This window comes from [Clostridium] aminophilum DSM 10710 (assembly GCF_000711825.1).
In the GTDB taxonomy this organism is placed as follows: Bacteria; Bacillota; Clostridia; order Lachnospirales; family Lachnospiraceae; genus Clostridium_R; species Clostridium_R aminophilum.
The window spans coordinates 231186-256098 of the sequence record NZ_JONJ01000003.1 but is presented as its reverse complement, the minus strand read 5'-3'; the positions used below and the strand labels follow the sequence as shown (position 1 = coordinate 256098).

Genomic DNA, 24913 nt, shown 5'->3' with positions numbered 1-24913 from the left:
TTCCCTCTGCTGTTTTCCTGCAAAGTCCGCAGGTGAATTCCGTCAGCCGATCGGAATCTCACCGGCCGCGATCATATCGATCGCCTTCGGAAGGATCACCCACTCCGCCTGTTCCATGACTCTCTTCTGGAGCACTTCCGCGGTGTCGCCCGGCAGAACGTCAACCGCTTTCTGCAGAAGAATCGGGCCGCTGTCGGTACCTTCATCGACAAAATGAACCGTGGCACCGGTCACTTTCACGCCCCTGCTAAGAGCCGCCTCGTGGACGCGAAGTCCGTAGAACCCCACACCGCAGAACGACGGGATCAATGCCGGATGGATATTGATGATCCGGTTCCGGAACGCATTCACCATCTGTGCCGGAATCTTGACAAGACAGCCGGCCAGAACAATTAGATCCGGGCAGAGCGCCTTCACCCTTTCGGTCAGCGCTTCATTGAATTCCTCTCTCGTTGCGTAGTTCTTCGGCGAGATCACCTCCGCCGGAATCCCGTGGTTCTTTGCTCTCTCAAGCGCATACGCATTCGGATTGTTGCTGATCACGGCCGTCACCTTCGTGTTCCGGATGGCACCGTTGTCGACCGCGTCAAGAATCGCCTGAAGATTGGTTCCGCCGCCAGAAACCATCACGAGGACATTCAGCATAATGTAACTCCCTTTTCTCCTGCCTCAATCCGTCCCACGCGATAGCATGCATCGCCCGCGGACCGGATCGCCTCCATGGTCTTCTCCGCATCGGCCGGATCCACTGCCAGAACCATGCCGAGTCCCATGTTGTAAGTGTTATACATCATGGTCTCCTCAATATCCCCCTTCTTCTGAAGAAGTTTAAAGATCGGCGGAATCGGATAGCTGTCCTTTTCAATCACCGCTCTGGTTCCCTCTCTCAGCATTCTCGGGATGTTCTCGTAGAAACCGCCGCCGGTCACATGGCTGCAGGCCTTGATTGTCACGCCGCTCTCACGGACCGCCTTCAGCGCGTGAACGTAAATGCGGGTCGGGGTAAGCAGCGTATCGCCGAGAGTTCCACCGAGTTCTTCATAGTATGTCTCGAGGCCTTCCTTCGTCATTTCCTTTTCAAACACTTTGCGGACGAGGGAGAATCCGTTGGAATGCACGCCGGAGGATGCGATACCGATCAGGACATCGCCGTCCTTCAGTTTTTCTCCGGTGATCATATCCTTCCGGTCAACCACACCGACAGAGAAACCGGCAAGATCGTATTCGTCTTCCGGCATCAGTCCCGGGTGCTCTGCGGTCTCACCGCCAAGCAGTGCGCTGTCGGCCTGAACGCAGCCCTCTGCCACACCCTTCACGATCGAAGCAATCTTTTCCGGAACATTTTTTCCACAGGCAATGTAATCCAGGAAGAACAGCGGATCACCGCCGGCGCAGGCCACGTCATTGACGCACATCGCCACGCAGTCGATTCCGACTGTATCATGACGGTCCAGAAGAAACGCCAGTTTGATCTTTGTTCCGACTCCGTCTGTTCCGGAGAGGATAACCGGGTCCTCCATGTCTTTGAATGCCTTTGCGCTGAAGGCGCCGGAAAAACCGCCGATTCCTCCGAGTACTTCCGGTCGGTTCGTCCGCTTCACAAATTCCTTCATCAGTTCAACCGATTTGTATCCGGCCTCGATGTCAACTCCGGCTTTCTTGTAATCCATATGATCCTCCTGTTGGTGCTGTCGGGATTTCTCCCGGCATTTCATGTATCAGCAAGGCGTCTCCGGTCACCCGCAGACGCCGGGCTTTCAATCGTACTGAATCCGCTTTCAAAACGCTTTTTATAGCACATGTGGGCCCGGCTGACAAAGCCCGGACCCGCATAGTTCTATTGAATATTTATTTGTCCGCAAGGAAAGCCTTATAGCCGGCCGCCTTGAGTTTTTCATCCTTCTTTACGACTTCATTTTTCATATTCTCAGAATACTCTTTCAGCTTTCCGAGAAGACCGCTGTCGGACACTGCGAGAATCTTCGCCGCTAAAATGCCTGCATTCTTCCCGCCGTTGATGGCAACCGTCGCAACCGGGATTCCGCCCGGCATCTGAACGATCGAATACAGAGAGTCCACGCCTCCAAGATCGGATGTCTTCATCGGGATTCCGATAACCGGCATCGGGAACAGTGCCGCACACATGCCCGGAAGATGCGCTGCTTTTCCCGCGCCCGCAATGATGACACGGATTCCTCTGGACTCGGCGCTTTTTGCCCAATCAAAGAAAATATCCGGCTCTCTGTGCGCGGAAATGATGCTCATCTCGTAGTCGATTCCGAACTTTTCCAGAATCTCAGCTGCCTGTGCCATGATCGGCATATCCGAATCACTGCCCATCACGATACCAACTTTTGCCATGGTGTCTCTCCTTTTTCAAAAACTGCGAAAAAATGGTTTTTCCGACTTAGCCGCCAGAAAAAATCATACTGTTTTTCTAAAATCAAGTCAATATGACTTTTCGAAACCGGCCGGTATTTTCCTGTAGGAAAGGTCTTTCCGCGCGACCGTCAAATGTCCCTCCGTCGGACGCAGGACGCGCACGGGCGGACCTCAGTATTTCGTGCGAAGGCCCTTCGGATAGTGGTTTTTCAGCGTTCCGCCGCCGAGTTTTGCCCAGCCCAGGGAGTAACCGTCCACCGTGATCAGCGTCCAGCCCTTTTCCCCCGACCGTTCTTCCCGGATCGGTTCCCCGTGGAGGAACCCGCGGATTTCCTCCGAGTCCGCCGCATAGGACCGGCAAAGCCGGACCTCATCCGGATGAAGCGCCATCGCCAGACTGTGATCCGGTTCAAACCGGTCTCTGGCAAAGGTTCCGAGAAGAATTCCCTGGCGCAGGACACGGATTCCGGACAGAAGCGGCATGGATGCCCGATCCGTCGGAAGAAACCAGAGACACTCTCCCTGCTGGACCAGACGGCTTTCGTCACACCATTTTTCCGGCTCCCGGAAGATCTCTGCGGCCGCATCCATATAGATTTTCCGGTAATCCGGCGAGCGAAATGCCCCCTTCGTCTTTTTGGCGGACGGCTTCGCACTTCCCGAAAGTTTCGGCGCATCTGACCGGAGAACGGCGGCATAATGCCCCTCCCCGGCGGAAATGTGCGGCCAGATCCGGAATGTCTTCCCGATCTCCTCTGTATGCGTCTTTACCAGTTCCCGGACTCCGGCCGAAACGCCGTTCGGATCCCGCTCCGGTGACACGGCATGCATGTCGGCGTGTTTTTCCAGAAACTGTTCGATCTGAAGCTCATCTTCCGCGGGTGCGAAGGTACAGGTGGAATAGACAATTCTTCCGCCCGGTGCAAGCATCTCATAGGCCGCCTCCAGAATATGCGCCTGACGTTCCGCACACATGGATACATTGTCCTCGCTCCACATCCGGAGCGCGTCATCCTCCTTCCGGAACATTCCCTCTCCGGAACAGGGCGCGTCAACCAGGATGCGGTCCATTTTCCCGGAGAGCGCACCCACAAGGCCGTCCGGATCCGAGTTGGTGACAATACAGTTTCGGATTCCCATGCGCTCCACGTTCTGTGAGAGGATCCTGCTTCTCGCCGGATCGATCTCATTGGCGATCAGTAAGCCTCCGCCCTGCATGCCGGACGCAGTCTGCGTGGTCTTTCCTCCCGGTGCGGCGCAAAGGTCCAGAACCCATTCTCCGTTCTTTCCCGCCTCGTCCGCGCCAATCAGTTCCGCCGGCAGCATAGCGCTCGGCTCCTGCATATAGTAGACACCCGCCGCATGATACGGATGGAGTCCCGGACGGTCTTCACTGCCGTAATAAAACCCCTTTGTTATCCCCTCAGATGCCCACGGAACAGGTCTCAGATGAAAGGGATTCTGTTTCTCCCAGGTTTCCGGATCGGTCTTCAGCAGGTTCAGCCTGAGCCCCTGATTCCGTTCCTTTTCATAGCTGTCCCGAAAAGCCGCAAACTCGTCTCCGAGAATTTCTCTCATCCTGTCTTCAAACTGTTTTGGTAATTCAAATGCCATACTTCTCTAACCTTGTCTGTTCTGTATATTTTATTTCCCGTCCTCGGCGTGACCGTTCGCAATGAGACTTCCGGGAGACCGTCCGCAAATTGCCCTGCGCATGATCTCCGCAGAAATGCCTCTGCGTTACCGTCCCCAAAACACCCTGCGCATGATCTCCGCAAAAAAAGACTCTGCGCTACCGTCCCCAAAGCACCTTGCGCATGATCCTCAACCGTAAGCCACACGAGTTACCGTCCGCCAAACAGCGTTCCGATGATGCCGCGGAAGAGCGACGCGCCGACATTTCCTCCGATCTTCTTTCCGAACTTTCCTCCGACGGAGCTTCCGACCGCGTTGCCGAGTTCCCGGCCGACGGTGCCTGCTGCCGTCTTCGCGATGGAGCCGGCCGCACTCTGATAGCGCTTTGTCTTTTTTGCATTTTCCTTATCCCGGTCGCGGGCATCCTTTTCCGCCTGCTTCTCCGCTTCCTGCTGCGCGCGCTCCTCTGCGGCAGCCTGCGCTAAGACCGCATTCTTGCGCCGAAGGAACTCATAAGCGGAGTCCCGGTCAAAAAAGTCATTGTACTTCTCTGCCAGATCCGACGAGCTGACCTGATACTTCCGCGCCGATTCGGATATGGTTCCCAGCTTCGACTGCGGCGGAAGAATCTTCGCCCGCTGCACCACGGACGGGATGCCATTTCCGTCAAGGAAGGAAATGATCGCTTCCCCTGTTCCGAGCTCCGAGAGCACGGTTTCGGTGTCAAATGCCGGATTTTCCCGGAAAGACCGGGCTGCGGCACGGATCTTTTTCTTCTCCGCCGGAGTATAGGCGCGGAGCGCATGCTGAATCCGGTTTCCAAGCTGTGAGAGAACCGCATCCGGAAGATCGGCCGGATTCTGCGTGATAAAAAAGATTCCGACGCCCCTTGAACGGATCAGCTTGACCACCTGCCCGATTTTCTCCTCCAGAAGCGGTGTCGCGTGATCAAACAGAAGATGCGCCTCATCAAAGAAGAATACAATCTCCGGTTTATCCGCATCCCCTTTCTCCGGGAGCTGTTCAAACAGTTCGCTCATCAGATAGAGCATAAATGTGGAATACAGCACCGGATTCTGAATGGAGCTCCGGGCATCGAGGATATTGATATAGCCCCTTCCGTCCGAATCTCTCCGGAACCAGTCATGGATATCGATGGCCGGCTCGGCGAAAAAGGTCTCTCCGCCCTGGGTCTCCAGCGAGACAACCGCGCGGAGAATCGCATTAAGGCTCTGTTTGGTCATATTGCCGTACTGTGCGGAAAACTCTGCATTGTTTTCCGCCACATACTGGATCATAGCGCGAAGATCCTTGGTATCGATCAGCAGAAGATTCTGTTCATCCGCCACCCGGAAAATGATCTGAAGAATGTCGCTCTGCAGATCGGACAGCCGAAGAAGACGGGAAAGCAGGAGCGGTCCCATCTCGCTGACCGTCGTGTGAAGAGGAAGTCCGTTTTTCCCTTCCAGATCCCAGAACTGCACCGGATATGTCCGGTAAGCAAAGCCCTCCCGATCCAGTCCGAACGCCGCAATGCGCTTCTGCATATCCTCCGTGTTCTCGCCCGGCTCGCACATTCCCGCCAGATCTCCCTTCACATCCGCGAGAAACACCGGGACACCGGCATCGCTGAGCGATTCCGCAAGAACCTTCAGTGTGACCGTCTTTCCGGTTCCGGTCGCTCCGGCGATCAGTCCGTGCCGGTTCATCATTCCGGGAATCATGCAGAGTTTCTCGTCGCCGTCATTTGCCATCCAGATCTTATTCTCATAGAACATCAGGGAAACCTCCTTTTATCGTGTTTTCTGACTGTTATTGTAGCAAATGACGAAACGAATTGAAAGACACGCTGCGTTCTTTGGCTTGTGCGGTTTTCAAATCCATACTATAGTGTCAGTATGATGAATGAACACACTTTACACAAAACGCTGGACATCCGGCGCGGCATCACGGCCGTCATCGGAAGCGGCGGAAAAACAACTCTCCTGCGGGAACTGTCCCGGGAGCTGAGCAGCCGCGGGACCGTGATTCTCACCACATCCACGCATATCCGTCCGTTCCCGGATCTTCCGTGTCTATCCTCATTTTCCCCGGACCTTGCGGAAAATGAAGCCGTGATCCGGAGCCGTCTTTCCGGCTCTCCCGTACTCTGCGTCGGCACTCCGGTGAAAGAGGGAAAACTGTCTGCGCCCCCGGTTCCGTTTGAACGCATCGCCCGGCTTGCCGATTATATTCTGACAGAGGCAGACGGCTCGAGAGGTCTCCCGGTCAAGGCCCATCGTGACGGGGAACCGGTCATCCCGAAGGGGGCCGCGCGGACCATCCTGATCGCCGGCTTTACCGGCTTCGGAAAAACGGTCCGGAACGCGGTCCATGTTCCCGAACGCTTCTGTGCGCTGACCGGCGCGGGCGAACAGGATCTTCTGACCCCCGAGCTCTGTGCCGAAGCCATTCAGAAGGAACAATTAACCGATACCATTGTCCTGAATCAGGCGGACGCCCTGTGGGATCCGGATAATGCCGTCCGCACGGAGACCCTGTCTCTCTGCCGCCGGTTCGCAGAAAATACCGACATTCCGGTATACGCCGGAAGCCTGCGGGAACATTTGCTAATACGGATCGACGCCGGGACAAATCAAACTCAAAACAGATAAAGGAGCAGCACCATGTCCCATTCATATTATTCTGCGCTTTCCCGAATCAACCCGAGAGAGGAATACCTCTCTCTTCTCGCGATTGACGGCCCATCCGCGGGGGAAAAGATTCTGTACCGGTTGGAAAATGACGGCCCTGTACCGGTCGCCGAAGCCATGCCGGACCACCCGGAACACTACAGTATCCGCAATGTGGATCCGTCCGCGCTGCCGCCGCTTAAGCCGTCCGACCCGACGTTTCCGACGCCGGACGGCACGGTATACGCGGAGCGCTTCGGCGGAAAGACCGAAATCGTCCTCTGCGGCGCAGGTCACGTTGCGCTTGCCGTCATCCGGATGGCCAAACTCCTCTCCATGCATGTGACGGTCATCGATGACCGTTCGGAGTTCACGGAGAAAGCCGAGGCCGCCGGCGCAGACCTTACCATCTGTGATTCATTTGAACATGCGCTCGAAGGCATTCCGGGAAACGCGAACACGGCATTCATCGTCATGACCCGCGCGCACATCTATGATAAGGTATGTCTCCGGAAGATCCTCGAAAAACCCCGTCTCTACCTCGGCATGATGGGAAGCCATGGCAGAGCCGCGCTCATCCGAGAAGAATTTCTCGCTTCCGGATACGAAAAAAAGACGATGGACACGATACACATGCCCATCGGTCTTGAAATCCATTCCGAGACACCGGAAGAAATCGCCGTCTCCATTCTGGCGGAGCTGATCAGCATCGCGAACTCATCCGCCAAAGGATTCGGATACTCGTCCGAAATGCTCTCCGCCCTTCGCACCGTAGCGAAAAATCCGCTTGCCATGGCTGTCATCGTCCGCAAAGAGGGCGAAGCACCGCGAAATCCGGGTGCGAAACTCTTCGTCCGGCCGGACGGCACATTGATCGGAACCATCGGCGGCGGCTTCGCGGAAGCCATGATCCGGAAAGCCGGCCTTGTTCTGCTGAACGACGGTGACGGCGCCGGAGAACTGGACCGGGAGCTTGCGCTTCACGGCGGACGGATTCTCTCACGGGACCGGTCCCGTATGCTGATGGACCTGTCCATTCATTCTGCCGCAAATGACGAAGCCGGCATGTTCTGCGGCGGCCAGATTCTGGTGTATGCAGAGCGGATCGTCGCTGCATCCGGACCTCAGTGACCTTTTCCGGCGATATGCCGCCCGAGCGGATTGTCGCTGCATCCGGACCGCAGTGACCTTTTCCGGCGATATGCCGCCCGCGCGGATCGTCGCTACATCCGGACCGCAGTGACCTTTTCCGGCGATATGCCGCCCGAGCGGATCGTCTCGCGACAGTTTCCGTATGCTCCGACATCCATGCGCCAGGCAATCCCGCATCCCGCGGAAATCTCCCGCGGGACCGGTATGGTCCTTCCGGGAATTCCTTTCTCTGCGGCAAATGCCTCGAACCGCATGGCCGACCGCGTCGTCGAAAAGGTAAGGATGATATAATCTTTCTTCTCTCTCATATCTCTTTCTCCGGAGTTTCTCCCCGCATTGGAACAAAATCCACAAGCGGACTTCGGCTCCCCCCTCCCTCTCAATCCTGATGGGAGCGCCACGGACAGTCCGGTCTCTCGGTCTTATCCATTGTCTTCCGGATCATCCGTCTCTCAGGCCGTTTTTCTTCCGGCAGTCTTCCTCTCTTATCACCTTTTACAAAGTCTTTGCGATATTGATCAGTGCGTCCGCTGCCCGTTCCGCTTCTTCTTCCGTATTAAATGCAGAAAAGCTGAACCGGACAATTCCCTGTTCCTTCGTCTTGAAGAATTCATGCATGAGCGGCGCACAATGCGCCCCTGCCCGAACACAGATCCCGGCCTCATCCCACAGCCGGTCCGCGACCACCGCCGCATCCTCTTCTCCGAGGTTCAGCGAGACGATGCCTGTCCCCTCCATGTCCCGATATCCGTATAGTTTCAGATCCGGAATCTCACGGATCCGGCGGACAAAGCTGCCGGCCAGTGTCCTCTCATGCTGCAGAATCTTCTCCGGACCGGTCTTCAGAACAAAACGGATGCCGGCTTCCAGACCGGCTATTCCGGGCGTATTCCGCGTCCCTGCCTCCAGTGCCGTCGGCATTTCCTCCGGCATATCCCGGTCAAAGCTGTGAATTCCGCTTCCTCCGACAAGGAGCGGGCGGACCGAAAGACCGTTCCGCACATAAATGCCGCCGGTTCCCTGCGGGCCGCAGAGGCCTTTATGCCCCGTAAAACAATAGATGTCAATTCCGTCCCGGGTGACATTCACCGGAACCGCGCCGAGAGCCTGTGCGCCATCCACAATCAGAAGGAGCCCGCTTTTCCGGGCAAATGCAGCCGCCGCCGAAAGGTCCGTGATTCTTCCCGTCACGTTCGAGGCGTGGGTGATCACCATCGCCGCAGTGTCCCGTGTCAGAAGATCCGGAAGCCGCGATGGATCCAGTCTCCCGTCCTCCTCCGGTTCCCAGAAGGTCAGCGATGCTTTCCCTTCTTTTTCCAGCCGGTATAACGGCCGGAGAACCGAATTGTGTTCTGTCCGCGTCGTGATGATCCGGAACGGCGCACGCTTATGTACCATCTCCGGAAGAGCATTGACTGCCGCATTCAGGGACTCGGTCACGTTCTGGGTGAAGGCAATCCGTTCCGGATCTTCCGCCCCGAGAATCTCCGCTGCCGCCTCCGATGCCCGGAAAAGGATCCGTGACGCATTCAGCGAAGCCGCATACGCACCTCTCCCGGGATTTCCGGCCTCCTCCAGAGCCCGGATCACCGCCTGTTTTACCGCGTCCGGTTTCCTGAGCGTCGTCGCCGCATTGTCAAGATAAATCATGTGTTCTCCCTGTCTTCGTTATGGATACGCCTCATTTTCCCCCGCATTCCCGTTTCTCCTGTACAGGCAATTCTTGTTTTTCCCGTTTTTTCCTTTACGGGCGGATGATACGGGATGCGTTCATCTGCTTTTCCACGATCTCATACATATTGGAGACGCCTCCGACCGCAAGCTTCTCCTTGATCTCATAGAATCCAAGGCAGGTTCCGCAGGTGAGGATCTCCACGCCGCTCTCCTCCAGTTTTTTCAGATCCTCAAGAACCGGAGATCCCTCACAGGTAAGCTTTGCGCCGCCGTTATAAAACAGCATGGTATCCGGGAGTACTTCCTGCTGTGTGAGAGCAAACGTGAATGCCTTGATCAGGACAGTGCCGAGCTCCTCGTTTCCCTCTCCCATCCGTTCGGAAGAAACCACGACCACGGTCTTTCCCGCAGCCGAAACCGGAGTTTCTTCCGTTTCGGAAATGTTCTCTTTCGCATCGCGATCACCTGCCGCCTGATCCGGTGCCGGCACGTTCATCTCCACACGGTATTCCCCCTCCGCTTTTTTCTCCGAGCGGACCGGGTATCCCATCTGCACGGCCATCTTGGTCAGGTTCTCCACCGAAGTCGGATTGTCTACCAGAACCTCCACCGTATCTGCTGCAGTCAGTTCACGGATCGCCTGCTTTGCCATCACAATCGGCACCGGGCAAACCTCACCCATTGCATTCACTGTCTTCATCTCATTTATCCTCCATTGTTCACTGAGCTCAGTCAGACAACAGACAATCCTGCTTATCCGCCTGAGCCGTCAGTCTAAGTTTGAACTCGATCCCGCTTGATTTTCAAGCTTGTTTCCATGGTTTTCTGTAAAAACCTCTTTTCGCGAAATCCGGCCGGATTCTTTTTGATTTTCCGACATTATTCCGATGGTATTTTGCCACATTATCTCTGATCAGCCGAACATTTCCGACCGGTCACCGGATGATATTCCGGACCGTGTTCACACAGAACCGTGATCTCCGGTTCCTTCTTTTCCGTCACCTCGCCGACAATGGAAGCCAACGGAAATGCGCAGGTCAGATCACCGACCAGCCGTTCCGCCGGCTCCCGCGGAAGCGCAAAGAGAAGTCCTCCCGCCGTCTGCGGATCAAACAGCACTTCTTCCGCGCCAAACGGAATTCCGTCAAACCGGACGCGGTCTCCGACATAATTCCGGTTCTTCTGTCCGCCTCCCGTGATCAGAAATTCCTCCGCATACGCCAGCGCATCGCCCAGAACCGGAATATCCTTCCAGAAAATGCGGCAGGCTGTCTCCCCTCCCATCATCTCGTGGAGATGTCCCAGAAATCCGAAGCCGGTCACATCCGTACAGGCGTGAATCTCGTATTGTCTCGCGCAAAGACTTGCCTCCCGATTCAGCGTCGTCATGGACAGGATCGCCGCGTCCATCGATTCCTCGGATGCCTCTCCCACGCGATCGGCCGCGCAGATAATCCCGGTCCCGAGTCCTTTCGTCAGCACCAACGCATCTCCCGGCTTCGCGCCCACATTTTTCCAGATCTTCTTCGGATTCACCAGGCCCGTGACAGACAGGCCGTACTTGACATCGCTGTCCGCAATCGAGTGTCCTCCCGCCAGCGTCCCGCCGGCTTCGATCACTTTCTCGCTTCCGCCGCGCAGAATCTCTCCGAGAATATTCAGGCTGTAAGCTTCCGGAAAGCAGACAATGTTCAGCGCTGTCTTTACCTCTCCGCCCATCGCATAAATATCGCTCAGCGCATTGGTCGCCGCGATCTTCCCGAAGGTATACGGATCTTTCACCATCGGCGGAAAGAAATCGAGGGTCTGCACGATCGCAAGATCCTCTGAAACCTGATAAACCGCCGCGTCGTCGTGTGAGTCAAAACCGACCAGAAGATTCTCATCCTTCGGTCCTTTCGGCAATTTCTCCAGAACACGGGAAAGAATCCCCGCGCCCAGTTTTGCGGTACAGCCGCCGCTCCTGCAAAATACAATCTCCGACATCTCATTCCCTCTTTCCGCCGCTTTCACGCATCCCTTTTCTGAGTGCTTTATCTTGCCGGCGCTTTTGTCTGTTCCGACATGTTCTCCCGTTCCGGCGTATTCGTCCGTTGCGGTGTGTTTTATCTCTCCGGCGCTTTTGTCCAATCCGACACGTTCTCCCGTTCCGGCTCTTTCATCTACTCCGATGATCTCTCAATTTCCGGCTTTTTTACCCGCTCTGCTACCTCTCTGCTCTGCTGCTTTTTCCGGTATGCCGCGCAGACAAGTTCCAGAACGCTGCCGGCAATGCATCTCGCCTTATCAGAGATCGTAAAGCAGTTCCGGTACTGATCCTGTCTCGGGTCAATGTCGGCGATCTTAAAGCCTTCCGTCACCGGATATCCGTCCCGGATCATTCCCCGGATGAGACCGGAGATGGTTGCCGTAACCTCCGTCCCCCCGGTTCCCGGGCGGCAGATTCGAAGAATCACGTCTCCCTTTTCCACCGTATCTCCAATGTTCCGGACATGCCGGGCCACCCCCGCCGCCGGCGCGTGGATCACCCGCTCTTTTCCGTATCCCGCGATCACCCCGGGAATCCCGGTATTCGGCTGTGCGCACCCTTCCGCGATGATCCGCCCGAGGTTATGTCCGCGCATGGTTTCGATCACATAGTCCACATCCTCTCCCGCACAGAATCCGGGGCCGAGTCCGATGACGGTCGGCGCCGTCTCCCGCACGGTTCCAAGATTCTTCTTTGCGAGAATCGCATCGATCAGCACATCCGGAAGGTATTCCCCGATGGTCTTCCCGGCAGGATCGATCAGAACCGGAACCACGCCTTCTTTCAGCATCCGCACTGCGTCTGCAAGGGAATCGGCCCGTTTCGCTGTTATGCCCTCCACGACCGCCGCATCTCCGTATACACACTCGCAGAAAGAAACCTGCCGGCGGATCGCCGACGGCTTATCCGTCTCCAGAACGACCGGCCGAAATCCTGCCATCCAAAGCCGGTGAATGGTACCGGTCGCAATATCTCCCGCTCCTCTCACCATGATCCTGAACTGGTCCATTGCCGTCCTCCTTTTCATCCGTCTATTCTATCACCGTTATGTTTTTTTGAGAATAACGAATGTGCCGCGTATCCTGCGCCGCCGCGGCTCACCGTCAGATCACTCCATTCCTGCAACGGCGTGCGCATCCCGCGGAGCATTTTTGTTCCATCGAAAGTGTGAGGCATTTTCCATAGAATAAACACTCTCCCTGAGCAGCGATGTCCATTTGGACACCGCCACTCAGGGAGAGTGTTTCGATCGTCATATTCGCTCAAGCCGTTTCTTACTGCGTCAGCATTTCCGCCAGACTCTTCAGCGCCGCAAAGCTTTCCGGGCTCAGATCATGCTCTACCCGGCACGCATCCTCCGCCGCAAGTTTCTCCGGCACGCCCAGCGTCTTAAACAGCTGGGTCAGTGTTGTATGGCGCTCATAAATCTTCTCCGCGATCTGCAGTCCCGGTTCCAGAAGAGTAATATAGCCCTCCTTGGACATGGAAATGTAGCCGCCTTCCCGCAGATTTTTCATTGCTACACTGACGCTCGGCTTGGAAAACCCAAGATCGTTCGCCACATCGATGGAGCGAACCACCGGATTGGTCTTGCTGAGCATCAGAATGGACTCGAGGTAATCCTCCGCTGACTGCTGTATTTTCAAAATTACGCCTCCCTGTCTGTTTTGATTTCCTCAGTGTTTTCTCCACGTACCCGGATAGAACAGGACCAGCATCGGGAAAATCTCCAGACGTCCTGCCAGCATATCCAGAATCAGAACCACCTTGGAAAAGTTACTGAAAAATGCAAAGTTACAGGTCGGGCCAACCATGGAAAGACCCGGACCGATATTGTTAAACGTCGCCGCAACCGCGGTAAAGTTTGTGACCAGATCCCATTCATCGAGGGATATCAGGAGCACCGATACCGCAAAGATCATCACGTAGACGACCATAAACACATTGATCGAACGCACGGTATCATGCTCTACGGTTTTTCCGTCCATCTTGACCCGGTAGACCATGTTCGGGTGAAGGAACAAAAGGATTTCTTTATGCATACTCTTAAAGAGAATGATCAGACGCGAAACCTTGAATCCTCCGCCGGTACTGCCGGCGCACGCGCCGCACAGCATCAGGATCACCAGTACCGTCTTCGAGAGCGGCGGCCACAGATCAAAATCCGCCGTCGAGAATCCGGTCGTCGTTATGATGGATGCAACCTGAAAGAACGCTTTCCGGAACGCCTCGCCGACGTTCTGGCACAGGTGCAGGATATTCAGTGTAATGATGCCGACCGATGCGGCGATGATCGCAAGATACACTCTCGGTTCTTCACTGGACCATGCTCCCCGGATATTCTTCATCACGATCAGGAAGTAAGCGTTGAAATTGACTCCGAAAAGAATCATAAACACCGCGATCGTCATCTGCTGCAGGGGCGTATACGCGCCGCAGCTCACATTCAGAACGCCGAATCCTCCGGTTCCTGCCGTTGCGAAGGAAACACACATCGCATCATAGAACGGCATTCCCTCCAGAGAGAGAGCCGCCATCATGGATGCCGTGATGGCAAAATAGATCTTGTACAGGATCGCCGCCGTCGTCCGGACCTTCGGAAGCATGCGCTCCACGCTTGGTCCGGGGCTCTCCGCGCGCATCAGATTCATGTGCGCTCCGCCGGTAAGCGGAAGAAGACTCAGGATGAATACCAGAACCCCCATGCCGCCGACCCAGTGGGTGAAGCACCGCCATACGTTGATGCAGTGAGGCAGATCCTCCACGGAGGAAAAAATGCTCGCTCCGGTCGTCGTAAATCCTGATACGGTCTCAAACACCGCGTCAAACGGGTTGGTCAGAACCCCGGCAATCAAAAACGGCAGCGCGCCCAGAACCGACAGCACGATCCAGGACAGTGACACCGTCACCATGCTCTCCGCGGTATAATATATCATATTCTTCGGCTTTCGGAATGTCAGCGGCAGTCCGATCAGAAGGCAGATTGCCATCGTGATCACAAACGCCCATCCCTCCGGCTCACGCCGGACAATGGCGGTGATCAGCGGAAGCAGCATAAACGCCGCCTCAAAATTGCATATCCAGCCGAGAATATACCGAATAATAGAAAAATTCATAACCCCGGCTCCTATTTCAGAATGTCACGGATATCGTGAAGCCCCTTCTGGCTGGTCACGACAACAACCGTGTCCCCGCACATAATGCGGTCCTGTCCTCTCGGAATCGTGATCTTTCCGCCGCGCATGATCGCGGCGATCAGAAGATTCGATTTGAGGCTCAGCTCCATCAGTGTCCTGCTGGTCACTTCCGACTCATCCCGGATCCGGAACTCCAGAGCTTCCGCCCGTCCGTCCAGAATGTGATACAGTGTCTCGACGTTGCTGCCGATGGAATTCTGCATCGCGCGAACATACTGAAGGATGTAATCGGCGGTAATGTATTTCGGATAGATCAGAGACCCGAGGTCCATCCGGCTGATCAGTTCATCGAACGCAAGCCGGTTGACCTTCGTCACAAGTTTTGCATCGGAATTATCCCTCGCATAGAGCGAGAGGAATACATTTTCCTCATCGATATTGGTCAGCGTCACAAAAGACTCGACCGTACCGAGACCTTCCTCAATCAGAAGATTCTTGTCCGTTCCGTCTCCGTGGATCACGATGGCATTGTCCAGTTTTTCGCTGAGCTCTTCACATCGTTCCCGGGACTGCTCGATGATCTTTACGTGAATCTTCATGCTCTCCAGAAGCCGCGCCAGATAATAGGCGATGGTTCCGCCGCCGACGATCATCGTGCTTGAGACCTGATTGGTCTTCAGTCCGATCTTCCGGAAAAATGCCGCCGAATTTTCCGGCGACGCAATGATGGAAACCATATCTTCATCGTGAATGACATATTTTCCGTCGGGAATGGCGACTTCATCCCCTCTCTCGACTCCGCTGATCAGGACATCACAGTGATATTTGTTGTCAATCTCCATAACGGACAGTCCGTCTAGGCCGAACTCATGCTTCACCTTGAACTTCAGAAGCTCGATCTTTCCCTTCGCAAACGTATCAATCTGGATTGCGGACGGAAACCGAAGCACTCTGGAGATTTCATTGGCGGCCGCAAGCTCCGGGTTGATGATCATGGAGATTCCCATCTGTTCCTTGATGAATCCGATCTCATTCGAATAAATCGGATTGCGGACACGGGCAATGGTATGGCAGTGTCCCACTTTCCGCGCAATCAGACAGCAGAGAAGGTTTAATTCATCGGAGTTCGTCACGGAAATAAAAATATCCGCGGTCTGAATTCCGGCTTCCCTCTGAGTGGTAATCGATGCACCATTGCCCACCAGGCGGATCGCATCGATATCCTGAGATACCTTATCCAGTTTTTCCGCGGACGTATCGACCAGAACGACATTATGGTTTTCTGCCACCAGCTGGGAAGCAAGTGCAGTTCCAACCTTGCCGCATCCTATAACAATCACATTCATGAATCCGTATCCTCCAACGGTGAGATCATCTCCGCACCGTGTTGCTGTTCTATTTCAAAAGATATTTTATCAGATGCGGATATAAAATGCAATCCGACGGGAATTGTGATAGAATATCCTTCGATATGTCAGGGCCGGTTCATTTACCGGGCCGCCCGGCATCACAGCAATACATTTACAGGGGAGTTTTGGAAAAATGACGGAGAAAAACCATCACCGTTCCGCCTTGAAACGAAGCGATGGACGCCGGCCGGAAAGCCGGAAAAGACAGAACAATGCAAAGAATGAGCGCGATACGACAGGGTATCCGGAGGAACGAAGAGACAGTGCGTCCCGCTCTTCCGATGTGCAGAGCTCAACGCGAGGCAAAACCCGCTCTTCCGACACACCGAGTTCCATACGAGGCATAAACCGCTCTTCCGATATACAGAGCCCCAAACGAAGCAACACACGATCTTCCGATTCCCGAAATCAAAAATCTTCTTCCGATGTACCGATGAGGACCCGCAGCGGAAAACGGCGTTCCGATGCGGATTATCGCAGACCGGTCAGAAGCAGACGGCACCGCAAGTCGGGTCTCTCCCTGATCTCTGCCTATCTGATGCGGATTCTATTCCTTGCCGCCCTACTGGCAGTCATCATTTTTGCCGGAAAGGGAATTGCCGGAATCTTCTTCCGTGCCGAGGCGGAAACGAAGGAACAGACCGTTGCCTCTTCCGGGGAAGAGAGCGTGGGAACCTCGGAAGAAAGCGTTTCCGAGGAAGAAACGACCGAGGCCAACCCGAATCTCATCCAGTCAAACGGCAGAACATTGGATATCACAAAGCCGATGGTTGCCCTCACCTTTGACGACGGTCCATATCCGGAAGTCGGCAATGCGATCATGGATGAAATGGATAAGGTAGACGGACGCGCCACCTTCTTCCTCGTCGGAACCCGCGTGCCGGGATATGCAACGGAAGTCCGCCGCATGGCGACGGAAGGACATGAGATCGCGAACCATTCCTTTGATCACGACGAATCTCTCTCCAAAAAAGGAGCAGCGTATGTGGCGGAAGAATTCCAGAAATGCAATTCCGTCATCGAGGAGATCTGCGGCGTCCGGCCGACGGTGCTGCGCCTGCCGGGCGGCATCATTTCCAATGCGGTTCGTCAGGGCGTTCCGATGCCGATGTTCCATTGGAGCGTGGATACCAAAGACTGGAAGACGAGAAACACTCAGTCGACCATCGATTCCGTGATCGGTCATGTTCAGGACGGCGATATCGTGCTGATGCATGAGCTCTATCCCAGCACCGGAGAGGCCTGCCGTACCATCATTCCGAGGCTTGCCGAGCAGGGTTTCCAGCTGGTTACCATCTCCGAGCTCTATAACCTGAAAGCATCGGATGTTCAGCTGAAGCTCGACCGCCAGTACACCGATTTCCGTCCGGAAACCATCGCGAAACTCCGCGCGGAACAGGCCGCTCAGACGGCGGCACAGCCGGCGGAAACCGCTTCTGCGGATGCTGCTTCCGATAGTGTTTCCAATGCCGGAGAGACTTCTTCCGCCAACGGTTCTGCCGCGCCATCCGCCGGTTCCGAAGCGGATGCCGAGCCGACCGGAACAAAATCCGGGGCGGAGGCAGCCGATGGTTCCTCCGCGAATACCCAAAAGGGGCCGGCCGTCGCCAGCTACGCATATTCGGGAAATACAAGTATTAAACTGTACGGATCATGAGAATAAAGTCCGCAGACGGGCTTCGGCTCGTTGCCTGCTCAAATAAAAGAGCTGCCGGTTTCCCGGCAGCTCTTTTATTCCATATGCTTCCCGATGTGTTTGATCTGACACATCCAGCAATAACAACATCCCCAGATTTATATTATCATCCCCAGTATCTGTCTGATTCATACGGCGTTCCTCAGGTCGCGTCTCCTGCGTCAGCCGTCTGTTCCTGTTCGGAAAGATATGGACACATCCCTTCAGCAGAACATCCCCGGACCACTGAATGACTGTGTTTTATTATGGCAGTATTATATAAAGGGCACCTTCACAAAACCATCACACAAGTCCCAAACATCATTTCCGTGTGATCCAGTCGCCGATCCCCTCGTTTTCACTGCATTTTTCCGTCTTTTTTGCGTTTTTCCACGCCTCACTCTTTTCATATTCCTGCAGAATATTTCCGTCGAGTTTTCCCTCCGAAACCATTTCTTTCAGAATCTGAAGCGCGCGCTCAACATTCATGGAATCACGATACGGTCGGTCCGCCGCGGTCAGCGCCTCAAAAATATCGAGAATGGTAATGAGTCTTGCCGGCCAGCTGAGGGATTCCGCCGTCAGATGATTCGGATAACCGCTTCCGTCCAGGAACTCGTGGTGCGTGCCTGCCCACGAGGCGACATGCCGGAAATTCTTCGGGAAATTCAGCGCTCCCAGCATTCTCGACGTATAGACCACGTGATCCTGCATAATCTTTCGCTCTTCTTCCGTCAGAGTTCCCTTCCGGATCATCAGCTCCCGGCTCTCCTCTTTTGTGAGCTTCGGTTTCATGGATCCGTCCGCTTCGCGGTAGTCGGAAGAAGCGATCTCCCGAACCCGGCGGATCATGTCATCGCCCAGATAGCCGGCCCGGTTGACTTTCAGAAGGAACTCATACTCCTCCCAGAGTTCTTTTTTCCGCGCCTCCATCTCTGTTTCCGTCATCATCCCTTTTGCCGCTTCCAGCATCAGAATCAGTTCCCGACGATAATACCGTCCCGTCATCTTGTCAAAATGGCTGTCCGTCAGACGCTGTGCCTTGTCCATGACGTCGATCGGCGTCGCAAGCTTTCCGATATCATGCAGCCAGACACTCATCAGAAGTTCCTGCCGTCCGTTCTCATCCATCGCGTACGGACCGTCCGTCTGTTCCTCATAATCCAGAAAAGCCGCACAGTATTCGGCCATATTCCGGGAGTGGTTCGCATTGTATGGCGTTCGTGCATCCAGTCCCTCCGAAATACCGCGGACAAATCCATTCAGGAGCTCTGTCACATTTTTTTCATGGGCAATGTTGGAAATGCACACGCCGGCCTGCGACGCGATGGCATTGACCATCTCCTCGTCCTGAACGGTGAAGCTGATCAGACGTCCCGCCTGATCCAGCGCATTGATCAGCTGCAGAACTCCGATGACTTCGCCTGAAATGTCCTCCATCGGCACGACCATGACCGATCTCGTCCGGTATCCCGTCATGGCATCATACTTTCGCGGTCCGGAAAAGTCATACTGACCGCTGGAGCATACATCCTCGATATTAATGATGTTTCCGGACAGCGCCGCTGCCGCGCACACGTTGGTCGGGGAAAGCGGAACCGGCGGAAGATGGATCGGATCGTTTGCCCCGCCCTTGAAGATCCCGAGGGACTTGTTGATCATGATCCGGAAATGAAGCCGTTCATCGCGTTCCAGCGTATAGAGCGTTCCTCCGTCCGCCCTTGTAATCTCCATCGCCGACCGGATAATGTGCTCGAACAGCTTTGTTCTGTTCTTCTCCGAGTTCATCCGGACACTGATATTGATCAGACTGCGGAGTTTGTCAAGCTGACCGCTGTCCTTTCCGCTGTTGCAGAATCCGGGAATCCGTCCGCCCAGAACAAACCGGAGACCTCCGTAAGCAAAAAACAGATTGGGATACCGTTCCCGAAATTCGTGTTCGCGGACATCCAGATCCTGATCGGTCGCAAACGGGCTGTGATGCGAGATTGCGATCGCCCCGACGCCGGCCTTCTGTGCGATCTCGGCCCCCATCTCCGCGGTGGAATGTCCCCATTCGGAGCAGCTTTCGTAATCGGCCTTCGTCAGGCTCCCGTCATAAATGATCAGATCCGTATTCCTCGAAAAACCGATCAGCTCCCGGTCCGCACCCCCGTTATGGTTGAAATCCGACGCGATGACCGCCGAATGTCTGCTTCCGTCCAGCCGGTAGAGCGTGCATCCGCCCGGATGATTGGATTTCATGGTCCGCACCGTGATCGGCCCGATCGAAAAAGGTTCCGGTCCGATCTCATGATAATGGACCTCACGATCCATCGTTTCCGGATAAACCGGCCAGATCGGAGGCCCTACCAGTCGTTTAATCTGTTCTTCAATCGTCAGGCCGTTAAAGGTGTTGCCGTAGATGTGAAGCGGTTTCTGCTTCATCATCGGAATCAGCTGAAAAAGGCCTGCAATATGATCAAGATGGGAATGAGAAATCAAAAGATGAAGTTCCGGCAGTTCATCCAGCACCGCTCCTGCTCTCTGCACTCCTGTTCCGCAGTCCACCATGACCGCGGTACCGTCAAGGGTGACCAGATAGCAGGAGGTGTGCCTTCCGTATGCCTCAAATTCTTCGCCGTTTGCCGGAGCACTTCCCCGGACTCCCAAAAATGTGATTGAATCATCCATGTTGTATTCCTGTCATTCGTGATTCCATTCTCAGGAATTCAGTTCCTTTACAATCAGTGACGGAATGGTGTTCAGCGGCGCTACGGTCTGCACCGCACCGCATCTTGCCGCTTCCATCGGCATTCCGTATACCACACAGGTTTCCTTGTCCTGCCCGATCGTGTAAGCTCCGCGGTCGCGCATCTTCAGAAGACCGGAGGCGCCGTCCGAACCCATACCGGTGAGAATAATGCCGATCGCTTTTTCGCCGGCCACTTCCGCAACCGAATTAAACAGAACGTCCACCGACGGTGCCACATTGTGCACCTTTTCGCCCTCTTCGCAGATGACCGCATATTCCGAACCATGACGGGTGAGACTCATGTGAAGACCTCCCGGCGCGATCAGAATCAGCCCCCGGCGGACCACATCACCGTTTTTCGCCTCGCGAACCTCCATCTTGCAGATCCGGTTCAGTCTCTCCGCGAACATCTCGGTGAAACCTGCCGGCATATGCTGCGTGATGACGATACCCGGAGTCGACTCCGGCAGATTCCGGACAACCGCCACAATCGCCTCGGTTCCGCCCGTGGAAGCGCCGATCGCAATCAGATCACGCTTTGAATTGCCGCGGATCACCGCACCGGAAATGTCTTCTGCGGCCGGCTCCGGCTTTTTGCCGAGAGACGGTGCCTCCACTTTCCGAAGCGGAAGATGCACTTTGGCACGGGACGCCGCCACAATTTTCAGTTTTATCTTAAAAGCAAAAGAAGTAACGTTATCACCCTCATAGCTGTCCGGCTTGTGGACAAAATCCACCGCACCGGCCGCCAGTGCATCAAACACCCGCATGTCCAGTGTGGAGACCAACACAACCGGGATCGGGAACGCCGGAAGAAGACGTCCCAGAAATTCCAGTCCACTCATCCTTGGCATTTCAATGTCCAATGTGACGACATCCGGCTTTGCCGCCGGAATCTTATTGGCTGCATCAAACGCGTCCACGGCCGTTCCGACAACCTCGAAGCGATCGTCGTCACCGATACACTTTGTCAGGAAACTGCGAAATACCATCGAGTCATCCACAATAAATACTCTGATTTTTTTCTCTTCGGTCACGTTCATTACCTCATCAAATTCTCATATCAGACTGGATTTACAGTTTGTCAGAAGACGTCCCCTCGGGATCATTGCCCAGAACACGTTCGATATGCATCGCAAGATAACCGATCTCCGCCTCATGATAACTCCGTTTCATCCCGCGACCGAGCTCATCGCAGATGCGCTGCGCGATCTCATAGGACAGCGGATAATGTTCTTTCATGTACTGGTTCAGATTCAGGTTCAGGGGTTCGTCCGTCAGAATCCTCCGCACCATAAAACGGATGTGATTCATCATCCGGTTATAGCCGAGTGACATCACTTCAATGTGTCTTCCGGTCTCCTGCTCAATCAGGGAAATGCAGAAGCGAACCAGCTCTGCCGTTTTCAGTGCTTCCGATACTTTTTCGTCTTCGATCGCCGTATGCACATGAAGCGCAATATACCCGATCTCATCATTTGAAATATCGACATGAAAGGCATCATGAATAAGAGCGGATGCACATTGCGCCACCTTGTATTCCGTGTGAAACAGCAGCTGAATATCCGCATTCAGAGGATTACGGATTTCTTCCTTTTTCTTCATGCGCTGAACCGCAAATGCAATATGGTCCGCCATCGGAAAAAGAATCGAACGGTCAATGCGGCCGAACTCTTTTTCCGCCGCATTGAGAATGCTGTCTGCCACCTCCAGACACTCAGGGGCGACGTCTTTTACAATTGCCATGGCTTCTCCGCGCTCCGACGTCTCTTTCAGAGAATACATCGTATCTTCCGGCCGCGTCTCAATTCTCTCTGTCGGCTTCCGGTTAAAACCGATTCCCTTTCCGAGAATAAGATACATCTGCTGATCGTCGCTGTTCAGCGCAATCACAGAATTATGATTCAATACTTTTCGAATTCGGAACATGAGCTGCCTTCCTGTCTTTCTGACTTCCTCCTCCGGCCGGGCCGGTGGATTCTTCCTTATCATAGCATAGAATTCGATAAATCTCCCGCATTTGTTAAAAACGGGAACGAAAGGCTCTTTCAAAAACCAAAGAGCATTCCGTTCCCGTAAGGCATTCAGAAAACCGGTTTCGCAGCGGTCCCCCGAAAAAAACGGGGAACCGGCGCAGATATCTGCTTTCTGACGTTATGATTCATAAATATCCACTGCGATCAGATCATCGCCGGCTTTCACCGGACCTTCCGCGAGAAGGCGAACCTTCTGGTCGTCCTCCAGATCCGTGCAGAGAATCGGCGAGACGATGGACGGAGCGTGGGCTTTCAGATAATCAAGATCCAGTTTCATGATCGGATCTCCCTTCTTCAGTTCCTGTCCCTGCTGAACCAGAATCTCAAAACCTTCTCCGTTCAGTTTCACCGTATCGATTCCGATGTGGAAGAGCATTTCAATGCCGGAATCGGTCGTAAATCCCACTGCGTGCTTCGTGTCAAAGATGAATGAGACGGTGCCGTCGGTCGGAGCGCAGACGGTTCCTTCCGTCGGTGTGAGCGCTGCGCCCTCTCCCATCATTCCGCTTGCGAATCCCTCATCCGGTGTGGCGGAGAGATCAGCGGCCTGACCGGTAATCGGACTGCCGATCACAATGGTTTTTGCCGGTTTTGCGGAGGCATCCGACGCGCCCGATGTGTCATTTGCGGTTTCGCCCGCATTTGCCCCGTTTTCCGGCTTCGCGGACACTTCGCCTGCTCCCTCTGCCGTCCTGTCAGCATTCGATTCGCCCGTAAACCAGGTGTCCGGCATTTTCTCCAGATAATCTTCCAGATTCGCCTTGATCACGGTAACGCGCGGTCCGAAAACGACCTGAATGCCGTTCCCCCGATGTACGATTCCGGACGGGCCCGCCTCCTTCAGAATCTCATCACGGACTCTGCTGCTGTCCTTTACCGTCACACGGAGGCGGGTGGCACAGCAGTCAACATCGGAGATATTGGCCTTTCCGCCGAGGCCGTTCATAAGAATCCGGCTCACCGGATCATCTTCCTCATCCGTCGGGGCTGCCACCGTCTGACCGGCCTTCTTAGCGAGATAATCAGCCTTATTGTAGAGTTTTGTGTTCGCATCCAGCTCACGGCCCGGCGTTTTCAGATCAAACCGGCGGATCAGATACGAGAATGAGCAGTAATACAGTAAAAAGCAGACTGCTCCGGCCGGGAGCACCAGCATCCATCCGGTCTTCGCATTTCCCTGGAGAATTCCGAACAGAAGGAAATCCAGAAAACCGCCGGAGAACGTGAGTCCGATCGCAATCTTCAGCATGTGAGCCACCATGTAACAGCTTCCCGCAAGAACGACCTGCACTGCAAAGAGCGCCGGTGCGGCAAACAGAAAGGAGAACTCGATCGGCTCGGTGATTCCGGTAAAAATGCTGGCCAGTGTTGCGGACAGCAGAAGCCCTCCGACCTGTTTTCTCTTCTCCGGCCGCGCGCAGCGATACATGGCGAGAGCCGCCCCCGGAAGACCGAACATCATGAAAATAAACTCACCGGAGAAATACCGGCACGCATCCGCGCTGAAATGCGCAATATTTGCCGAATCCGCAAGCTGTGCGAAGAAAATGTTCTGTCCGCCCTGAACCGTGTGTCCGGCAACATCCATGGTGCCGCCGACGCCGGTCTGCCAGAACGGCATGTAGAATACGTGGTGAAGTCCGAACGGAATCAGTGCTCTCTTCACAATGCCGAAAATGAGCGTTCCGATGTAGCCGGATCCTGCCACCAGCATTCCCAGACCGGAGATTCCGTTCTGAACCGTCGGCCATACAAAGAACATCACAATGCCGACCAGCATGTAGACAACCGTGGAAATGATCGGGACAAAACGGGATCCGCTGAAGAATGAGATCGCGCCGGGAAGCTCGATCTTGTGGAAACGGTTGTTCAGCGCCGCAACGCCGAGACCGACGATCACTCCGCCGAATACCCCCATCTGGAGCGTCTGAATTCCGCACATGCTGGTGATGGTTCCCTCCATCACATCCGCGGCAAGATTTCCGTCCGCATCGATCCTGCCGAAAAGCATCAGCATCGCCTGAACGGATACGTTCATGACAAAATACGCCAGCATGGCAGAGAGAGCCGCAACCTCTTTTTCCCTCTTTGCCATGCCGATGGCAACGCCGATCGCAAAGATCAGCGGAAGGTTGTCAAAGATCGCGCTGCCGACCGCATTCATGATCATTAAGAGCGCGTGCAGAACGGTTCCCTGTCCCAGCAGGGCTTCCATTCCATAGGTTTCGATTGTTGTCGGATTGGTAAAAGAACTTCCGAGACCGAGCAGGAGCCCCGCCACCGGAAGAACCGCGATCGGCAGCATAAAACTTCTGCCGACTCGCTGCAGCACGCCAAATACTTCGTTTTTCATTTGTTTTCCCCTTTTTCGCCGTATG

21 protein-coding genes are annotated in these 24913 nt (G+C 54.8%); 3 read left to right on the top strand and 18 right to left on the bottom strand.

Features of this window, described 5'->3' with window-relative positions:
• Nucleotides 1-42 precede the first annotated feature (42 nt).
• The 5 genes from purN to BR86_RS0104660 all read right to left on the bottom strand — a co-directional run bounded on the left by purN (nt 43) and on the right by BR86_RS0104660 (nt 5795).
• Nucleotides 43-645: a phosphoribosylglycinamide formyltransferase gene (gene purN / locus BR86_RS0104680; RefSeq protein ID WP_031471834.1), complete on the bottom strand. Its 603-nt coding sequence runs from the start codon at nt 643-645 to the stop codon at nt 43-45.
• A complete protein-coding gene (gene purM, locus BR86_RS0104675; RefSeq protein WP_031471833.1) occupies nt 639-1670 on the bottom strand; it encodes a phosphoribosylformylglycinamidine cyclo-ligase in 1032 nt (343 codons plus the stop codon). The genes purN and purM overlap by 7 nt, the downstream gene beginning before the upstream one ends.
• A 178-nt stretch (nt 1671-1848) precedes the next feature.
• Complete coding sequence (gene purE / locus BR86_RS0104670; RefSeq protein ID WP_031471832.1) at nt 1849-2361, bottom strand: 5-(carboxyamino)imidazole ribonucleotide mutase; 513 nt, start codon at nt 2359-2361, stop codon at nt 1849-1851.
• Between the two features lie 192 nt (nt 2362-2553).
• Nucleotides 2554-3996 (bottom strand): RsmF rRNA methyltransferase first C-terminal domain-containing protein, encoded by a 1443-nt coding sequence (locus BR86_RS0104665; RefSeq protein WP_031471831.1) that lies wholly within the window; start codon nt 3994-3996, stop codon nt 2554-2556.
• A 230-nt stretch (nt 3997-4226) separates the two neighbouring features.
• Nucleotides 4227-5795, bottom strand: coding sequence for a helicase HerA-like domain-containing protein (locus BR86_RS0104660; RefSeq protein WP_031471830.1), 1569 nt, complete (start codon nt 5793-5795; stop codon nt 4227-4229).
• 120 nt (nt 5796-5915) lie between these two features.
• Here BR86_RS0104660 and yqeC point away from each other — a divergent pair, with 120 nt between their 5' ends.
• Nucleotides 5916-6671, top strand: coding sequence for a selenium cofactor biosynthesis protein YqeC (gene yqeC / locus BR86_RS0104655; protein WP_051684579.1), 756 nt, complete (start codon nt 5916-5918; stop codon nt 6669-6671).
• 12 nt (nt 6672-6683) lie between these two features.
• On the top strand, nt 6684-7820 hold the full coding sequence (locus BR86_RS14540) for an XdhC family protein (RefSeq protein ID WP_051684578.1): 1137 nt from the start codon (nt 6684-6686) through the stop codon (nt 7818-7820).
• Between the two features lie 92 nt (nt 7821-7912).
• Here BR86_RS14540 and BR86_RS0104645 read toward each other — a convergent pair whose 3' ends face one another.
• The 8 genes from BR86_RS0104645 to trkA form a co-directional block, all read right to left on the bottom strand.
• Nucleotides 7913-8149, bottom strand: a complete 237-nt coding sequence (locus BR86_RS0104645) for a putative Se/S carrier protein (protein WP_031471827.1) — start codon at nt 8147-8149, stop codon at nt 7913-7915.
• 187 nt (nt 8150-8336) lie between these two features.
• The gene (locus BR86_RS0104640; RefSeq protein ID WP_031471826.1) at nt 8337-9491 is read right to left on the bottom strand and encodes an aminotransferase class V-fold PLP-dependent enzyme; all 1155 of its coding nucleotides are present in this window, start codon (nt 9489-9491) and stop codon (nt 8337-8339) included.
• Between the two features lie 94 nt (nt 9492-9585).
• Nucleotides 9586-10215: a sulfurtransferase-like selenium metabolism protein YedF gene (gene yedF, locus BR86_RS0104635; RefSeq protein WP_031471825.1), complete on the bottom strand. Its 630-nt coding sequence runs from the start codon at nt 10213-10215 to the stop codon at nt 9586-9588.
• A 203-nt stretch (nt 10216-10418) separates the two neighbouring features.
• A complete protein-coding gene (gene selD / locus BR86_RS0104630) occupies nt 10419-11501 on the bottom strand; it encodes a selenide, water dikinase SelD (protein ID WP_081844096.1) in 1083 nt (360 codons plus the stop codon).
• A gap of 176 nt (nt 11502-11677) precedes the next feature.
• Nucleotides 11678-12553, bottom strand: a complete 876-nt coding sequence (gene yqeB, locus BR86_RS0104625) for a selenium-dependent molybdenum cofactor biosynthesis protein YqeB (protein ID WP_075034411.1) — start codon at nt 12551-12553, stop codon at nt 11678-11680.
• 265 nt (nt 12554-12818) lie between these two features.
• Nucleotides 12819-13190, bottom strand: a complete 372-nt coding sequence (locus tag BR86_RS0104620; protein ID WP_031471822.1) for a metal-dependent transcriptional regulator — start codon at nt 13188-13190, stop codon at nt 12819-12821.
• 30 nt (nt 13191-13220) lie between these two features.
• Entirely contained in the window at nt 13221-14660 is a 1440-nt protein-coding gene (locus BR86_RS0104615) for a TrkH family potassium uptake protein (RefSeq protein ID WP_031471821.1), read from the bottom strand.
• A gap of 11 nt (nt 14661-14671) precedes the next feature.
• Nucleotides 14672-16027, bottom strand: coding sequence for a Trk system potassium transporter TrkA (gene trkA, locus BR86_RS0104610; RefSeq protein ID WP_031471820.1), 1356 nt, complete (start codon nt 16025-16027; stop codon nt 14672-14674).
• A 496-nt stretch (nt 16028-16523) separates the two neighbouring features.
• Between trkA and BR86_RS15090 the strand changes: the two genes are divergently transcribed.
• Nucleotides 16524-17747 (top strand): polysaccharide deacetylase family protein, encoded by a 1224-nt coding sequence (locus BR86_RS15090; protein ID WP_161767281.1) that lies wholly within the window; start codon nt 16524-16526, stop codon nt 17745-17747.
• Here the strand turns inward: BR86_RS15090 and BR86_RS15940 are convergent.
• The 5 genes from BR86_RS15940 to BR86_RS0104580 all read right to left on the bottom strand — a co-directional run bounded on the left by BR86_RS15940 (nt 17742) and on the right by BR86_RS0104580 (nt 24888).
• Complete coding sequence (locus tag BR86_RS15940) at nt 17742-17918, bottom strand: hypothetical protein (protein ID WP_154661364.1); 177 nt, start codon at nt 17916-17918, stop codon at nt 17742-17744. The genes BR86_RS15090 and BR86_RS15940 overlap by 6 nt on opposite strands.
• Before the next feature lie 168 nt (nt 17919-18086).
• Complete coding sequence (locus BR86_RS15085; protein ID WP_051684576.1) at nt 18087-20438, bottom strand: HD domain-containing phosphohydrolase; 2352 nt, start codon at nt 20436-20438, stop codon at nt 18087-18089.
• 30 nt (nt 20439-20468) lie between these two features.
• Entirely contained in the window at nt 20469-21542 is a 1074-nt protein-coding gene (locus BR86_RS0104590) for a protein-glutamate methylesterase/protein-glutamine glutaminase (RefSeq protein ID WP_031471817.1), read from the bottom strand.
• Nucleotides 21543-21573: 31 nt separating this feature from the next.
• A complete protein-coding gene (locus tag BR86_RS0104585; RefSeq protein ID WP_031471816.1) occupies nt 21574-22428 on the bottom strand; it encodes a PRD domain-containing protein in 855 nt (284 codons plus the stop codon).
• A 225-nt stretch (nt 22429-22653) separates the two neighbouring features.
• Nucleotides 22654-24888 carry a PTS sugar transporter subunit IIABC gene (locus tag BR86_RS0104580; protein ID WP_031471815.1) on the bottom strand — a complete coding sequence of 745 codons (2235 nt, stop codon included), beginning with the start codon at nt 24886-24888 and terminating at the stop codon, nt 22654-22656.
• Between the last annotated feature and the right edge of the window lie 25 nt (nt 24889-24913).

What these genes read in the sequence shown, in the direction of transcription:
- BR86_RS0104590 (WP_031471817.1), bottom strand. Translation starts at nt 21,542, where the DNA reads ATGAACGTGACCGAAGAGAAAAAAATCAGAGTATTTATTGTGGATGAC.
- trkA (WP_031471820.1), bottom strand. Translation starts at nt 16,027, where the DNA reads ATGAATGTGATTGTTATAGGATGCGGCAAGGTTGGAACTGCACTTGCT.
- BR86_RS15940 (WP_154661364.1), bottom strand. Translation starts at nt 17,918, where the DNA reads ATGAATCAGACAGATACTGGGGATGATAATATAAATCTGGGGATGTTG.
- purN (WP_031471834.1), bottom strand. Translation starts at nt 645, where the DNA reads ATGCTGAATGTCCTCGTGATGGTTTCTGGCGGCGGAACCAATCTTCAG.
- purE (WP_031471832.1), bottom strand. Translation starts at nt 2,361, where the DNA reads ATGGCAAAAGTTGGTATCGTGATGGGCAGTGATTCGGATATGCCGATC.
- BR86_RS15090 (WP_161767281.1), top strand. Translation starts at nt 16,524, where the DNA reads ATGAGGACCCGCAGCGGAAAACGGCGTTCCGATGCGGATTATCGCAGA.
- yqeB (WP_075034411.1), bottom strand. Translation starts at nt 12,553, where the DNA reads ATGGACCAGTTCAGGATCATGGTGAGAGGAGCGGGAGATATTGCGACC.
- BR86_RS0104615 (WP_031471821.1), bottom strand. Translation starts at nt 14,660, where the DNA reads ATGAATTTTTCTATTATTCGGTATATTCTCGGCTGGATATGCAATTTT.
- BR86_RS0104645 (WP_031471827.1), bottom strand. Translation starts at nt 8,149, where the DNA reads ATGAGAGAGAAGAAAGATTATATCATCCTTACCTTTTCGACGACGCGG.
- purM (WP_031471833.1), bottom strand. Translation starts at nt 1,670, where the DNA reads ATGGATTACAAGAAAGCCGGAGTTGACATCGAGGCCGGATACAAATCG.
- BR86_RS0104660 (WP_031471830.1), bottom strand. Translation starts at nt 5,795, where the DNA reads ATGTTCTATGAGAATAAGATCTGGATGGCAAATGACGGCGACGAGAAA.
- yqeC (WP_051684579.1), top strand. Translation starts at nt 5,916, where the DNA reads ATGATGAATGAACACACTTTACACAAAACGCTGGACATCCGGCGCGGC.
- BR86_RS14540 (WP_051684578.1), top strand. Translation starts at nt 6,684, where the DNA reads ATGTCCCATTCATATTATTCTGCGCTTTCCCGAATCAACCCGAGAGAG.
- yedF (WP_031471825.1), bottom strand. Translation starts at nt 10,215, where the DNA reads ATGAAGACAGTGAATGCAATGGGTGAGGTTTGCCCGGTGCCGATTGTG.
- BR86_RS0104585 (WP_031471816.1), bottom strand. Translation starts at nt 22,428, where the DNA reads ATGTTCCGAATTCGAAAAGTATTGAATCATAATTCTGTGATTGCGCTG.
- selD (WP_081844096.1), bottom strand. Translation starts at nt 11,501, where the DNA reads ATGTCGGAGATTGTATTTTGCAGGAGCGGCGGCTGTACCGCAAAACTG.
- BR86_RS0104665 (WP_031471831.1), bottom strand. Translation starts at nt 3,996, where the DNA reads ATGGCATTTGAATTACCAAAACAGTTTGAAGACAGGATGAGAGAAATT.
- BR86_RS15085 (WP_051684576.1), bottom strand. Translation starts at nt 20,438, where the DNA reads ATGGATGATTCAATCACATTTTTGGGAGTCCGGGGAAGTGCTCCGGCA.
- BR86_RS0104580 (WP_031471815.1), bottom strand. Translation starts at nt 24,888, where the DNA reads ATGAAAAACGAAGTATTTGGCGTGCTGCAGCGAGTCGGCAGAAGTTTT.
- BR86_RS0104640 (WP_031471826.1), bottom strand. Translation starts at nt 9,491, where the DNA reads ATGATTTATCTTGACAATGCGGCGACGACGCTCAGGAAACCGGACGCG.